The organism is Embleya sp. NPDC005971, from assembly GCF_040629175.1.
Taxonomy (GTDB): Bacteria; Actinomycetota; Actinomycetes; order Streptomycetales; family Streptomycetaceae; genus Embleya.
Genome location: NZ_JBEXUX010000047.1, coordinates 24,217 through 38,439, shown reverse-complemented (window position 1 = coordinate 38,439; position 14,223 = coordinate 24,217). Strand labels below are relative to the sequence as shown.

Sequence of the window (14,223 nt, the reverse complement as noted above, 5' to 3'; positions counted from 1 at the left end):
ATCGGCGCCGGACCCGTTCGCCCGACCGCCGCCCCGAACCGGGCGGCGGTCCGGTGCAGCACCGCTACGGGATGTCCTGTTCGGCCCAGACGATCTTGCCGGTCGGGGTGCGGCACGAACCCCAGCCTCGGCAGAGCATGTTGATCAATTGCAGGCCCCGGCCGCCCTCGTCGCTCAGTGAGGAGTGTTGGATCTGGGGCAGATCCGGGCCGGTGTCGGAGACCTCCACGACCAGCCGATCGTGCCGCAACAGCCGCAGTTGGCCCGGCGCGACGCCGTACCGCAGCGCGTTGCCGACCAGTTCGCTGACCACCAGTTCGGTCACGTCCGAGAGGTCGCCGAGCTGCCAGACGTCGAGCTGCTCCCGGACCAGCTTGCGCGCCACCCCCGCCGCCGCGCCGCCCGGGGGCAGGTCCCAGGTGTACAAGTCCGTTCCCAGCAACGGCTCTTCGGCGGCGGCCACCAGCACCACGGCCTCGTCGAAGCGGGCCCCGCCGCCCGGCGCGAGGTCGCCGAGTGCCCCGGAGTCCAACCCGACCGGCCCCAACCCGGCGGCCCGCGTGCGCAGTCGGGCCAGTTGTACGTCGATGTCCTCGGTGCGCGACTTGACCAGCCCGTCGGTGTAGAGCACCAGTCGGCTGCCCGGAGGGATGGTCAGCCGCAGCGGATCGTAGGGGATGACGCCGGTGCCGATCGGCGCGCCGACCGGTACGTCCACGAACGACGCCTTGCCGTCCGGGGTGACCAACAACGGCGGCGGATGTCCGGCGCTGACCAGGGTGTAACTGGCCTCGGCCGGGTCGTAGACCGCGCACAGACACGTGGCGATCTGGTCGTCCTCGAGGTCGCGGGCGGCCAGGTCCAGGCGGGCGAGCATACGTTCGGGGGTCAGGTCCAGGGCCATCAGGGTGCGCGCGACGGCACGCAATACGCCGGTGACGGCGGCCGCGGCCATGCCGTGGCTCATCACGTCCCCCACCACGAGGGCGGTCCGCCCGCCCGGCAGCGGCGCCACGTCGAACCAGTCGCCGCCCACGCCCAGCGGATCGGCGGTCGGGATGTAGCGGGAGGCCACCGCCAGACCCGGGGTGCGCGGGGTCACGCGCGGGAGCAGGTTCCGCTGGAGCCGGGCCACGTGTTCGCGTTCGCGCCCGTAGAGCCGGGCGTTGTCGACGTCCACCGCGGCCTTGGCGGCGAGCTGGACGGCCAGGGCGAGGTCGGCCTCGGTGAAGCCGGGGCGGCCGCTCGCGCGGATGAAGTCGGCATGGCCCAGCAGCACACCGCGGGCGATCAGCGGCACCATCAGATAGGTGTGCACGCCCGCCTGGCGAAGCTTGTCGGCGGCGCTGGGGGTGGGCGCCAGCTCTTCGTAGTCGTCCGGCCCGAAGCGGCTGATCAGCAGTGGCCGGCCCTCGGCCAGGGCCCGAGTGAAGCGCGAATCCCGATCCGGCGCCGACGTGGACAGCTCGCCCACCTCGTCGGGCTCCAGGTCGGTGAGTCGCTCGATGGCCGACACGGCCATCGCCCGCCGCTCCGGTCTGCCCCGGCCGCTCGGGCGTTGGCCCTCCTCGCCCCTGATCACCGACTCCAGCAGATCGACGGCGGCGGCATCGGCCAGGCGCGGCACGATGAAGTCGGCCAGTTCCTGCGCGGTGGTCTTCAGATCGAGGGTGGTACCGATCAGTATGCTCGCCTCGTTGAGCAGGTTGAGCTGATCGCGGGTGGCACGGGTGGTACGGGTGCTGGGGCTCGGGCCCAGGGCCGCCGCACCGCGTCGACGCACATGTCTCCGGCCGTGACCGCCATCCACTCTCCCGCTCACCCGCACCTCTTTCCGTCGGCACCGGATCGTTGCATGCGACCCGCCGCCCGTAGCCCGTCCGGTGCCACTCTATGAGCGGTTCGGCCGGCTGACGTGTGGGATGCGACTGTACCCGCGCCGTGTTGCGATTGCATGGAATCGATCGAGGTCGAGGACCGGGTCGAGGGCGGGATCGAGGGCCCTCGGGGCCTCGACGGCGATTGCCGGCCATTCCCGATCCGGCCCCGACCGCTCGTCGGGCGATCCGGGACGGGAGGGACAGGGCCGGGTCGGGCGAACCGGACCCGGACGTTCCGGGGTGCGCCCGGCGGGTATGCGGTCGACGACGACGACAACAGGGCGCCGGAGCAACCGAGTTCGGGCCGCCGCAGCAAGGTTCGAGAGCGCGTTCGCGGGGCGCGTGGCGGGTGGGCTCGGCCCGTGCGGTGAACGGCGGCGCGGGCCGCGCCCGGTCGAGCGGGCCCGCCCGGACGGCACATAGGGGAACGCGGTGATCGGGTCGCGGGCCGATCCGAAGTCGCCGGATTCGGCCAACCGGTGCCGCGCGTCGTCGGCGGGGTCGGATCCGGGGGATGCCGGGGCCGCCGCCCCACGACCTCGGCTCGTGGGACGGCGGGGCAGAGGGGGAGGGACGGAATCAGGCCGTTGTCGGGCGTCGGCGGCGGATCACCAACGTGCCGATGCCCAGGACGGCCGCGCCCGCCGCACTTCCCGGCAGGATCAGGTCGGACGGGGCGAACCCGTCGTCGTGCACGTTCGCGACGGGGGCCCCGTTCGTGGCGAAGCCGCCGACCTTGCCGGATCGTTGGTAGTCCGAGCCGGGGAGCTTGTCGCCGTATCGGCCGTGCACGAGTTGCCGATACGACGCCACGGTCGTGCCGTTCGCGCCGACCGACTCCCGGGCGGCGGGGTTCAGCGGCAATACCCGGCCGTCGCGCACGTGGTACCACGCGGCGATCTGCGGCTCGGTGAACACCAGGTCGCCGGCCGCCTGCCGGGCGAAGCCGACCTCGTCGCTTCCGGAGAGCACATTGGTGACGCGCCAGGCCCGGGTGGTCCGGTCGCGAACCGTCCACACCGTCGCCTCGACGCCCGCCGCCGAACGGGCCTCGGTGGCCAGATAGGCGAAGTCGGCCACCGGCGCGGACGTCTTGCCCCGGACGAAGTCCGCGTTGAGCGAGTAGATCGGAACCGAGGCGCCGACGAGCTGCGGGGCCTGCGCGGCGGCCGCCTCCGGGGCGACTTCGGACCGCACGACGGCGCCGGCCTGGGCCGCCGCGCGCTGCTCCAGGTGTACGAAGAACGCGGCCAGTCGGCTGATGGTCGCGGGGGTGGCCAGCGTCCGGAGGGCCGCGCCGCGGTCGGCGGCGGTGGGCGCGTCGCCGCCTGCCAGGGCCGCGTTGTCGGACCCGGAGCCGGCCGCGGCGGACGCCGCGGGGGCCAGGAACAACAGCGCGCCGATGCCGGCGGCGGCGAGTGCTCCGCCCCGGCGCCGCAGGGCTCGCGAGCGTACCGGACGGGGCTGCGAGGGGTGCGAAACGGCCTCGGGGGAAGGGTGGTTGTCGGTCATCACGCTCACGCCTCTCCGTACAGGGACTCGGCCCACTGGAACTCGTAGTTGCTGACGTACGAGTCGTAATCCATCTCGCCGTAGCGCGGGCTGGCGGGCCACGGGTCCGCGTACATCACCGTGCCGTTGGCCGAGTCGTAGCCGTACAGCACGTTCGCGTGGCCACCACCCGCGGTCCAGTAGATGCCGACCTCGATCGGCGAGTTGGCGTCGATCGAGGAGGCGACCGTGCCGAAGTCCAACGTCCCGGTGATGCGACCGGGCGTCAGGCCCAGGCGGGTCCAGGCTCGTTGCACGTCGCTGAGTTCGCCGGGCTGGTTGGGGCACGGGTAGCCGGCGGGCAACCCTCGGGCGTAGTCGCAGAAGGTGTTCTGGTTGGTGCTCAACCCGCGACCGAGGTATCGGGCCACGGACAGTCCGGTCCCGGCCCAGCACCACTGGTTCTGGGTCTGCGTCAGTTCGGTGAAGTTCAGTTGCGCCGAGCGGTAGCCGGCCGGCGCCGTCGGGGCGATCTTGAGCGGCGCGGCGACGGACGGCTTCGTGGCGGGTGCCGCCGTCGCGGTGCCGGCCGGCGGCGTGGCCAGGAAGACCGCGGCGGTCAGGCCGGCGCAGAGGGTCCGCCAATGCCGGGGCGTGGGGGCCGAATCGGCCGCGGCGGACCGGGCCGTACCGCGATTCCGCAGAATCATCGTGTCTCCTTCTCGCCCGGCGCTTGGCACGCCGGGCGGAGATCGAGGGGGACGCGACCGGCGAGGGCACACCGCGGACGGGACGGAGCACGCGGTGTCGGACGACCCGGACGACATGGGTGACATGGCAGGCACGACACGGCGTCCGGGTCGGGGGAGGAAGCCCCTCGCCGGCCGGCGGAGGGGAACACGTGCAACGCTCATCCACCGGCTGCCGACCGGGAACCCCCCGAGCGCAAAGCAGGGGGTTTCCCGGTGGCCCCCTGCGAGCCGCCCGGCGGGCGGCGTGTCCGGATGCGGTGTGCGGCGCCGCGGGTCAGCCCGGCGGGTCCGGTTCGCCGGACGGGTCCAGGGAGAGCCTGATCAGGTCGGCGCGCGAGCGGATGCCGAGTTTGCGGTAGACCCGGGTCAGGGTGGACTCGACCGTCTTGGCGGACAGGAACAGGCGGGTGGCGATCTCGCGATTGGTCGCGCCGTCGCCGACCAGTTCGGCCACCCGGTGTTCGGCGGGCGTCAGCGCGCGACTGCGGGCCTCGCCGGACCGCTCGCCCGGTTCGGGGTCGGCCACGCGGGTCAGGCGGGCGAGTTCGGTCCGGGTGCGGTCGAGCCAGGGGCGCGCGTCCGCCTGTGCGAAGGCCGTCTCCGCGGCCCGCCACGAGGTCAGCGCGGCGGCCGGGTGCCGGCGCCGCAACTCCACCGCGCCCAGCGCCAACAGGTCGCGACCGTGCTCGATGGGCAGCCCGAGTTCGTGGTGGCGCGCGGCGGTCTCGCGCAGGCACGAGGCCGCGCCCACCAGGTCGCCGGACTCGCCGCGCACCATCGCGTCCGCCCGGGTCAGCGACGCCACCACCCCGTCCCGGCCCAACCGGACCGCGGTGCCCCGGACCTCGTCGACGATCGCGCGGGCCTGGGCGTGGTCGCCCAGCGCCAGCAGCGCCTCGGCCAGGTCCACCGACCACGGAATCGCCGCCGGGTCGACGATGCCGCGCCGGGCGGCGATGGCCCGGGCCCGGCCCAGGCAGCCCACGGCGCCGACCGGATCGCCCAATCGCCGTTGGATCTGGCCCAGTACGCACAGCGCGAGCGGCAGGTACACCTGTTCCTGGTCGGCCCGTGCGGCGCGCACCCCCTCGCGGGCCGACTCCGCACCGCGTTCCAGGTCCCCGCCCGCGGCCTCCGCGACCGCCACCGCGTAGTACACCTGGCCGAGGTAGGCGCCCATGTCCCGGGCCAGCCGCAACACCTCGTGAGCGCCGGCCATCGCCCGATCGCAGCGCCCGGCCCGCACGTCGACGTCGATCCTGGCACAGAGCACGAACACCCGCTCCTCCGCGTCGTCGGACTCCTCGGCCCGACGCAACATACGATCGAGCTCGGCGCCCGCGTCGACGAGGCGGTCGGCGAAGAAGTCCAACCGGGCCTTGACCGCCCGAGGTCCGGCGTGCCGCCCGGTGGGCCCCGCGTCCTGCGGGCGGGCCAATGCCCGGGTGAGCGGATCGCGTGCGTCCGGACGGCCCTGCAGGGTGCCCACGAACGCCTGGAGGGCGAGCGCCACCTGCTCGGTGGTCAGATCCTCGGCCTGCCGGGCGAGTGCCGCGGCCCGGGCGGCCTCGGCCCACGCGACGGCGGAGTTGCCGTCGCTGATGTGTGCCTTGCAGGCGCGCAGGTAGTGCAGTCGGGCGCGACCGCACAGGTCGTCGCCGACCTGGGCGAATGCCTCGGCGAACACCTCGTCCAGGTCGTGCAGTGCCTGGTTGGCCGCGTTGATGATCTGGATGCAGGCCCGGACGCGTTGCCCGGGCGTGGACCCGTACGTGAAGACGCGGTGCGCCAGTTCACGCGAGAGTTCGTAGTCGGCCGCGGCATACGCGTGCCCGGCGCCCTCCAGGCAACGTTCGCAGCGGCGGTCGGCGTGTTCGTCGGGCGTTCGGGCCACCGCGAGTCGGGCCAGGGCCGCGGCCTCGTCCGGCAGGCCCCGGCGCCGGGCCTGCGCGGCGGCGGCGATCACCGTCGCCGCGACCCGTTCGTCCGGCCACGGCGCGGCCAACGCCAGGTGCCGGGCCCGGTCGACCGGATCGCCCGACACCTCGGCGAGCGCGGCGTGCGCGGCCCGGCGCTCCTCCGGCGAGCCGTCGGCGTACAGCGCGGCGGCGAACAGCGGGTGGGTGAACCGCAATCGGTCCCCGTCCTCGCACACGTCGAGGATGCCGGCGGCGACGGCACCGGCCACGGTGGGCCGGACCCCTTCGCCGCCCGGTCCGTCCGACCCGGCGGTCGGCGCGGCAATCGCCTGGGCGGGCACGCGCCGGCCCAGTTCGCTCGCGGCGCGCAGCAGGGCGACGGTGGGCCGGCTGCCGGCGCCGACCAGCAGGAGCAGCCGGCGGGCCTCGGCCGGCAGCCCATCCAGGCGCGCGGTGAGCAGTCGGCGCAGCCGATCGGGCACCGGCAACGGCTGGTCGCGGGCCGGGAGACGGGGCAACCGGCGCAGCGCGCGGTCGAGTTCGAGCGCGTACATCGGGTTGCCCGCGCTCGCCTCGTACACCTGCCTGCTCAGCCAGTGCGGCAGCGGCCGGTGGTCGCCGGCATCGGGGTCGTGGCCGGGCACGTGGTCGACCCGGTGGCGGTCGAGGAGATCGCGGGTCTCCGGCAGGCCCAGGGCGGGCAGTTCGAGTTCGAAGGGGGTGCCGGGGCAGAACCTGCCGCCGGTCACCGGGCCGGCCGGCGGATCCGAGGTCTCCGCGACGACGACCCGGATCGCGGCCGGGTCCAGCCGCCGGGCGGCGAAGGCCAGCACCTCGGCGCCGGCCGCGTCCACCCATTGCGCGCCGTCGATGCCGAGGAGTATCGGGCCGCGCGCGGACAACGCGCGCAACAGTGCGAGCACGCCCAGGCGCAGGGCGAGCGGGTCCGGGCCGCCCGGGCCCGGCGCTTCGCGACACAGCACGACGCGCAGTGCGGAGCGTTGTGGTGGGGGCAGGGTACGGAGCACTTCGTCGTCGACCGGGCCGAACAGGTCGGCCAGCGAGGAGAAGGGCAACTCCCGGTCGTCGGGGCCCGGTTCGGTGACCAGTACGAGCGCCTTGGGATCGGCCGTGTCGATCAGCGAGCGCAGCAGGAAGGTCTTGCCGATCCCGCTCGGCCCGTACAGGACGACGCCCCCGGCGGCGAGCCGACGCCGGGCCAGGAGCAGCAGGTCGTGCCGCGTGGGATCGGTGTGCGCCACCAGCGGTCCTCACCGTGCCGAAGGCGGTTCTCTCGAATCGCGCGTGTGGGGCGGGCCGCGAATCATCGTCGTGCCGCGACGGGGCGACGTCAATGGCGGGGCGCGGATCGGCGCCGGGACCGGCCGCCCACCCGTCGCGGAGGGTGGCCCCCTCGGCGAATCGAGGGTCCGGCGGGCGACCGGTCCGTTCGGTCGTGGATCACCCGAACGGACCGGTCGCCGGGGCCCGTTGACGCCGTCAGCCGCCGATCTCGGACCGGACCTTGTCGATCTGACCCTGCACGAGGTGGTCCGGGAAGGTCGGCGCGGTCGTGGTGCCGTCCTCGCCGCTTGCCTGCAACTGCACCACGGTCGTGCCGACTCGGGCGATGGCCTGGGTGAACGGCGCGGTGGCGCCGCCGACCCGCAACATCGAGGAGATCTCGATGCTGCCCGGACCGTAGGCGTCGAGGCGCACGTCGAGCACCTGGAATTCGACCGTTCCGCCGTCGACTTGGAAGGTGAACCGCTTACAGGTCTTCGCCGCAGCCAGGTAGGTGGACCACTGCCGGTCGAGCCGGTCGAGTGCGTAACTGCTCAGTACGATGTCGGTGTCGGGCTGGACGACGCCCTGCGGATCGGTGCCGCCCACGAGGTTGCGTTCGATGGTGGCGGAGCTGGTTCGGCCCTGACCGAGCATCGGTTGGCAGCGCGGATCGGAGACGGTCGGCGAATCGCTCCGGTTCGGGTCGACGGTCCCCTTGACGGTCAGTCCTGCGGGGAGTTCCTGCGCGTTCAGCAGTGCGGCGGTCAATTGGGCCTTGGTCGCGGGCGCCTTGTTCTGCGGTGCCTTCGGGTCCGCGGACGTGTCCGCGGGCTTGTCGGCCGGCTTCTCGCCGGGCTTGTCCGCGGGCGGCCTGGTGCCGGGCGCCTCCCCGGACTTGCCCGGTTGCGTCGAAACGGCCCTCGGATTCGCCTCGTCGCCGTCGCCGCCGGCGGATTCGCAGGCGCTCAGCCCCGCGATCAGGACGAGCGCGGTGAGCGGCAGCGCGGCGCGCCGTACGGATCGATGGACTACGCGCGTGGACTTGACGGAGCTTCGCACCGTGTTCCCCCCGGATTCGGTGTAGTACGAAGACGGGTCGCGGACCACGTCCCCCCGGACCGATCCACGTGCGAAACGCCCTGCGGCGACCCGTCGTCCCAGGAACCTAGCCGCCACCGCGTCCCGCGCGTCCCGCTGTTACCGCTTCCGGACGGATCCGCGACCCGGTTCGGAAATGGTCACCGCGTGATCGTCCGGCCGTCCCGTTCCGTCCTGGTCCCATCCCGCCGTGCCGCCCGGGGGCGGGCAGGTGTCCGCCCCCGGGCATCGAGGACATGCCCTAGGGGCGCACGTACGGGCGGGTCAGGATTTCCATGTTGTGGCGGTTCGGGTCCTCGAAGTAGGCGCCGCGGCCGCCGAAGAGGTCGTTGATCTCGCCGGGGCGGGTGTGGTGCGGGTCGGCGTAGTAGGTGACGCCGAGCGCCTCCAGGCGGGCGATCATGCCGTCGAACCGCCCCTCCGGGACCAGGAACGCGTAGTGCTGGGACTGGATCGGCTCGTCGCGCTTCTCGTAATAGTCGAGCGTCACGCCGTTGCCGAGGTCGATGGGCAGGAACGGCCCGAACGGGGCGCCGACGTCCAGGCCCAGGATCGTGGCGAGGAATTCGGCCGCCGCCCGCCGGTCCGCGGCGTAGATCGCGGTGTGGTTCAACTGCACGGTGGATATCGGAAGTTGCGGGGTCTGCTGCTGGTCGTGCGTCATCGGTGGGACCCTCTCCGGTCTGGAAATCCGTACGAACGGGCGCCGCGTGCGGGCGCCGGAAGCGAGGAGACGGAGAGGAGAAGGGCGGGGCTCTGGCCCGCCCGGGCATCACGCCGAGGCCGGGTGCCCTACTCGTGAATGGCCCATGGCCGACCCGGCAGTCACCCTTCGACGTTAGTGCCGCCGCGGCGCCGAGGCAACCACCGGGTCGGGCTCGGCGGTCGCGGGGAGGGCCGAGCGCACAGCGGACACGCCGGCGAAACCCGGTCCCCGACCACACGCCACGCCGGCCCGTTCACCCGAATTTGTCGCAAATGCGGGCTAAGGTGGCCTCCGAGGAGGCGGATCTTCACCTCGGACCAGTCGCCCGGAGATCCGACGTCGACGTTGCGAGGAACGTTGTTCGCCACCAAGGATCCGGTCGGCCGACGGATGGTGCTGCTCGGGCTGCTGCGCGGCCTGGTCACCGCCGTCCTGCTGCTGGTCCTGTACTACGTGCTTCCGTTGGACCGCCCCCTGGACATCGCCGCCGGAATCGGCCTCGGCGTCGGGCTGCTCGTGTTCGCCGCCCTGGTGCTCTGGCAGATCGACGCGATCACCCGCGCCGACCGACCACGACTGCGGGCCGTCGAGGCGCTGTCCATCCTGCTGCCCTTCCTCCTGGTGCTCTTCGCCGCGTTCTATTTCATGATCGGATCGGACCGCGCGGACGCCTTCACCGAACCGCTGACCCGAACCGACGCGCTCTACTTCACCGTCACCGTGTTCACCACCGTCGGCTTCGGCGACATCGCGCCGACGTCCGAGGTCGCGCGTGTGGTGGCCATGATCCAGATGTTGGTGAACCTGGTCGCGCTGGGCGTGATCGGGCGGGTCGTCCTGGGTGCCGTGCAGGTCGGCCTGCGCCGACGGTCGACCGGAGCGGGCCCCGACGCGGACCTCCCGGACCCGCCCGGTCCGGGCGGCTAGCCCAACCGCCGGCCGGGCGGTTCACATACGTAAACCCGACCGGGCCGAACGCGTGGCGATCATGACATCCACCCGGCTTCCTTCCGTGCGTCGGCCATTCCGGAAAGTCCTCGACCGGCACAGGATGGTGCCCGTCGTTTCCGGCCCGTCGGAACGGTATCCAAGCCCGCAAGGAGAACAAGCGACGATGAGCGACGCCCCGGCCGTCACGTACGGAAGCTATCTGCGCCTGGACACGCTGCTGTCGTGCCAGGAGCCCAGGACGGACGCGCACGACGAGATGTTGTTCGTCGTCATCCACCAGGTCTACGAGTTGTGGTTCAAGCAGATCCTGCACGAGATGGCCCTGCTCCAGCGACAACTGGCGGGCGGCAACGGCGTGGGCGCCCTGCACACGGCGCGGCGGGTCGCCAAGATCCTGAAGACCGTCGTCGGCCAGTTGGACATCCTGGAGACCATGACGCCCCGGCAGTTCGCGTCCTTCCGCGACGCGCTCGGCACCTCCAGCGGGTTCCAGTCCGCGCAGTTCCGCGAGTTGGAAGCGGTGCTGGGGCGACGCGAGTTCGGCGGCTACGACGTCGGTGCGGACGAGGGGCTCAAGGCCGCCGCCCACCGCCCGTCGGTGTTCGACTCGCTGCTGCGGCACCTCGCGGGGCTGGGCTACCCGGTTCCCGAGCGGGTCCTGGAGCGCGACACGAGCACCGCATGGCGACCGGACCCGGAGGTACAGGAGACCCTCCGGGCCGTCTACCTCGACGACACCGGGCCCGGCGCACAGATCTGCGAGGCCCTCGTCGACATCGACGAGGGCCTCCAGGAATGGCGCTACCGGCACATGAAGATGGTCGAGCGCACCATCGGCGCCCAGATCGGCACGGGCGGCTCGGCCGGCGCCGCGTATCTGCGCGCGACCCTGTTCTCCCCGGTCTTCCCGGACCTGTGGGAGGTCCGGTCCCAGCCCTGAGCCGCACCCGAGACCGGGTCCGGGCCGCCGGTCGGCCGCCCGGACCCGCGCCGCGGGCTACTCGGTGCGCAGCGCCGTCGCCGTGCGCGTGCGGGCCGCCCAGCTCGCCGGCACGGCCGCGCCCAGGACCGCGATCAGCACGCCCGCCAGGCCGAGCAGGATCAGCTCCGGCATGCCGTACACGTCGAGGATGCTCGGCGGCAGGTCGGTGCCGGCCGCGTGTCCCATCACCGGCAGCACGTAGCCGTGCAGGGCGAACCCGGCCGGCACCCCGATCAGGCCGCCGAGCAGACCGATGCCGCCCACCGAGGCGAGAACCAGGCCCACGGTCTGCCTCGGCGTCATGCCCAGGGCCTTGCACACGCCGATGTCGTGGACCCGCTCACGGGTGTCGAGGACGACCGAGTTGAGTACGCCCAGCGCCGCCACCGAGACCAGCATGAGGGTGAGCAGGACGGCCATCGCGTCCAGGATCAGCAGCAGTCCGTCGGCCCGCGAAGGCGAGTTGATCAACACCTCGCCGCCCAACGGACGCAACACCGAGCCCAGTTGCTCGGCATACCCGGCGGTCGACACACCCGGCTTCGGCTCCACCAGGAACACGTCGGGACGGGCGGCGGCGAAGTCGACGAGGCCGGCGTGCACCCGCATGCCGTCGTCCGAGGTGTCGAAGACCTCGCCGACGATCCGCAACGTCCGGGTGTCGCCCCCGAGGGTCACCCGGACCGTGTCGCCGATCCCGGTGCCGGTGCGGTCCAGGAAGCGGGTGGGCACCACGGCCTCCCCGGGGCCGCCGAGCCAACGGCCCGCGATCATCTCGTAGGCGCCGCTGCGCGAATCCCCCTCGTACAGGGCGGCCTGGACCGCGCCGGCGATGCCGGCCACGGTGACCTCGGTCCGGGTCAGGCCGTAGTAGGAGCCGGTGCCCGGCTGGGCCTCGATCGCGGCGCGCACCGGCGCGGGATCGGCCTGCCCGCCGGCTCCGCCCTTCCCGGGGCCCGGCCCGGCCGGCTCACCGGGTCCGGAGTGACCGGCGGGCCCAACGCCGCCGAGCACGGTGATCGCCGCCCGGTTCTCCGGGTCCTGCGCCCGGCCGACCGCGTTCAGGGACGAGGTCAGCCCCACCGCGAAGGTCGCCGCGACCGTGCCGAAGGCCACCGCGAGCAACATCGCGATCATCCGGACCGGATGTGCGAACGGGCTCGCCAGACCGTAGGTCACCGCCCGCGGCAGCGGCAGTCGGTCCGCCGCGCGATGCGCCCACCGACCCCGCCCGGTGCGCGGAGCCCGGCCGATCGCGATCGCCTCGACCGTGCGCAGCCGACCGGCGCGCAGCGCCGGCACCAGCGCCGCGACCGTGACGATGAGCAACGCGGCGGCGGGCACCACGACATCCACCCACCACGCCACCGACAACGAGGTGTCCCCGTACACCTCCTCGGTGTCCGCCAGCAGCGGCAGCGCCATCACGTTGCCCAGCAGCACCCCCAGCGCGATGCCGACGCCGGCCGGGATCAACGCCTGGGCCACATAGGCGCGGACCACCTCGCGCGGGGTGAAGCCGATCGCCTTGAGGATGCCGATCCGGCGCAGCCCGGTGCCGACCGCGCCGCTGACCACGCTGCCGACGATGATCACCGACATCGCGATGCCGAGCGCGCCGAACGCCAGCAGGAACGGGATGGTCGGCGCGGCGTTGCGGTCGGCGGCGCGCTTGGTGTCCAGGTACGACTGACTGCCCAGCAGCGCACCGGCGGGCACCGCCGCGGCGAGCCGGGCCCGGGCGGCGGCGATGTCGTCGCCGGTGCCGGCCGCGGCGAAGCGGTAGAGCATCTGCGTGGTGAGCGGGCCGGCCGCCGGACCCAACGTGGTGACCTGTTCGGGCGTGGCCCACGCGTCGGCGGTCTTGCTCGCCGACATGGCGATGCCCACGATGGTCAGAGTCGGCGCGTCGGCGGCATCCCCGGCACGCAGCGTGGCGCCGAGCCTGATGTCGGGGCCGGCGAAGGACGCGGACATGACGATCTCGCCCGGACCGGCCGCCCATCGGCCCGACCTCAGGTCCAGGTCGTCCACGTCGGCGTCCGGCTTGGACCGCCCGACCAGGGTCAGCGTCGGCGGACGCCCGCCGTGGCTGTCCACCGGGCGGATCGTCGTCACCGGGAACGGTCCCGCCGTCGCGGTGACCCCACCGGCCCGCCCGGTGGCCCGCACCTGCGCCGAATCCACCGCCGCCGGGTCGAACTGCACGCTCAGGTGCGCGCCGTGCTGGTGCCCGAAGGCGTGGTCGAAGGGCGCGTCCGCGGCGACCATGAGCGATCCGGCGACCACCGCCGAGGCCACGGCCATCATCGTGGCCAGCGCCACCACCAGCGTCTGCACCCGTCGCCGGCCCACCCCGGAGCGCACCACCCGACCCAGGGCGCCGGTACCGAAGCCGCTCATCGCACCGGCTCCGCACTCGGGTCGAGCGCCAGGTGTCCGTCGACCAGGTGGATCGTGCGACTCGCGCACGCTCGGGCCAACGCCAGGTCGTGGGTGACCAGCACGATGGTCTGCCCGTCCCGGTGCAGGTCCACCAGCAACTCCCGTACGTCGTGCCCCGACGCGGTGTCCAGCGCGCCGGTCGGCTCGTCGGCGAGCAGCAGCGCGGGCCGATTCACCAACGCCCGTGCCACCGCGACCCGTTGCCGTTCGCCACCGGACAACCGACCCGGGTAGGCGTCGGCATGCCGCTCGATGCCCAGCACCTCCATCAGTTCGCCGGCCCGGGCCGCCGCCTTGCGTCGGGAGGTCCCGGTCAACTGGGCGGGCAGTCGGATGTTGTCCGCCACCGTGAGGTCGTCCAGCAGATTGAAGAACTGGAAGACCATGCCGATGTGTTCGCGGCGGAAGTGGGCCAGCGCGTGCTCGCTCAGCGCGTCGATGCGCCGCCCGGCCACCGTCACCGTGCCCTCGGTCGGCCGGTCCAGGCCGGCGACCAGGTTGAGCAGCGTGGACTTGCCGCTGCCGGAGGGCCCGGTGATCGCGAGCGCCTCACCCCGGGCGACGCCGAGGTCGAGCGGTCCGAGCGCGGGTACGCCGGCGCTGTCGTAGCGCTTGGCCACGCCCGCCAGTTCGATCACGTTGGTCATGGGAATCGTCCGTCCTAACGATTGCGAGTGCGCCGTGTCCTTGCCGGCCCAGCGAACGTAGGGGC

At 73.2% G+C, this 14,223-nt stretch carries 10 protein-coding genes; 2 read left to right on the top strand and 8 right to left on the bottom strand.

Annotated features, from left to right (window positions below):
* Positions 1-64: 64 nt before the first annotated feature.
* From ABZ374_RS32830 to ABZ374_RS32805, 6 genes are all read right to left on the bottom strand, one after another.
* A complete protein-coding gene (locus ABZ374_RS32830; protein WP_360318063.1) occupies positions 65-1,783 on the bottom strand; it encodes a SpoIIE family protein phosphatase in 1,719 nt (572 codons plus the stop codon).
* Between the two features lie 676 nt (positions 1,784-2,459).
* Positions 2,460-3,401 (bottom strand): hypothetical protein, encoded by a 942-nt coding sequence (locus tag ABZ374_RS32825; RefSeq protein ID WP_360318061.1) that lies wholly within the window; start codon positions 3,399-3,401, stop codon positions 2,460-2,462.
* Positions 3,398-4,081, bottom strand: coding sequence for a papain-like cysteine protease family protein (locus ABZ374_RS32820; RefSeq protein WP_360318059.1), 684 nt, complete (start codon positions 4,079-4,081; stop codon positions 3,398-3,400). Before ABZ374_RS32820 ends, ABZ374_RS32825 begins: the two co-directional genes overlap by 4 nt.
* A gap of 316 nt (positions 4,082-4,397) precedes the next feature.
* Positions 4,398-7,304 carry an AAA family ATPase gene (locus ABZ374_RS32815; RefSeq protein ID WP_360318057.1) on the bottom strand — a complete coding sequence of 969 codons (2,907 nt, stop codon included), beginning with the start codon at positions 7,302-7,304 and terminating at the stop codon, positions 4,398-4,400.
* 238 nt (positions 7,305-7,542) lie between these two features.
* Positions 7,543-8,388, bottom strand: coding sequence for a hypothetical protein (locus ABZ374_RS32810; RefSeq protein ID WP_360318055.1), 846 nt, complete (start codon positions 8,386-8,388; stop codon positions 7,543-7,545).
* 280 nt (positions 8,389-8,668) lie between these two features.
* Entirely contained in the window at positions 8,669-9,091 is a 423-nt protein-coding gene (locus ABZ374_RS32805) for a VOC family protein (RefSeq protein WP_360318053.1), read from the bottom strand.
* 399 nt (positions 9,092-9,490) lie between these two features.
* On the opposite strand from ABZ374_RS32805, the gene ABZ374_RS32800 reads away from it, so the two are divergent.
* Together ABZ374_RS32800 and ABZ374_RS32795 are read left to right on the top strand one after the other, a co-directional pair.
* Positions 9,491-10,060 (top strand): potassium channel family protein, encoded by a 570-nt coding sequence (locus ABZ374_RS32800; RefSeq protein WP_360318051.1) that lies wholly within the window; start codon positions 9,491-9,493, stop codon positions 10,058-10,060.
* 187 nt (positions 10,061-10,247) lie between these two features.
* Positions 10,248-11,024 carry a tryptophan 2,3-dioxygenase family protein gene (locus tag ABZ374_RS32795; RefSeq protein ID WP_360318049.1) on the top strand — a complete coding sequence of 259 codons (777 nt, stop codon included), beginning with the start codon at positions 10,248-10,250 and terminating at the stop codon, positions 11,022-11,024.
* A 57-nt stretch (positions 11,025-11,081) separates the two neighbouring features.
* Here the strand turns inward: ABZ374_RS32795 and ABZ374_RS32790 are convergent, their stop codons facing one another.
* Positions 11,082-13,469, bottom strand: a complete 2,388-nt coding sequence (locus ABZ374_RS32790; protein ID WP_360318047.1) for an FtsX-like permease family protein — start codon at positions 13,467-13,469, stop codon at positions 11,082-11,084.
* Positions 13,466-14,158: an ABC transporter ATP-binding protein gene (locus ABZ374_RS32785; RefSeq protein WP_360318045.1), complete on the bottom strand. Its 693-nt coding sequence runs from the start codon at positions 14,156-14,158 to the stop codon at positions 13,466-13,468. Before ABZ374_RS32785 ends, ABZ374_RS32790 begins: the two co-directional genes overlap by 4 nt.
* Positions 14,159-14,223: the final 65 nt, after the last annotated feature.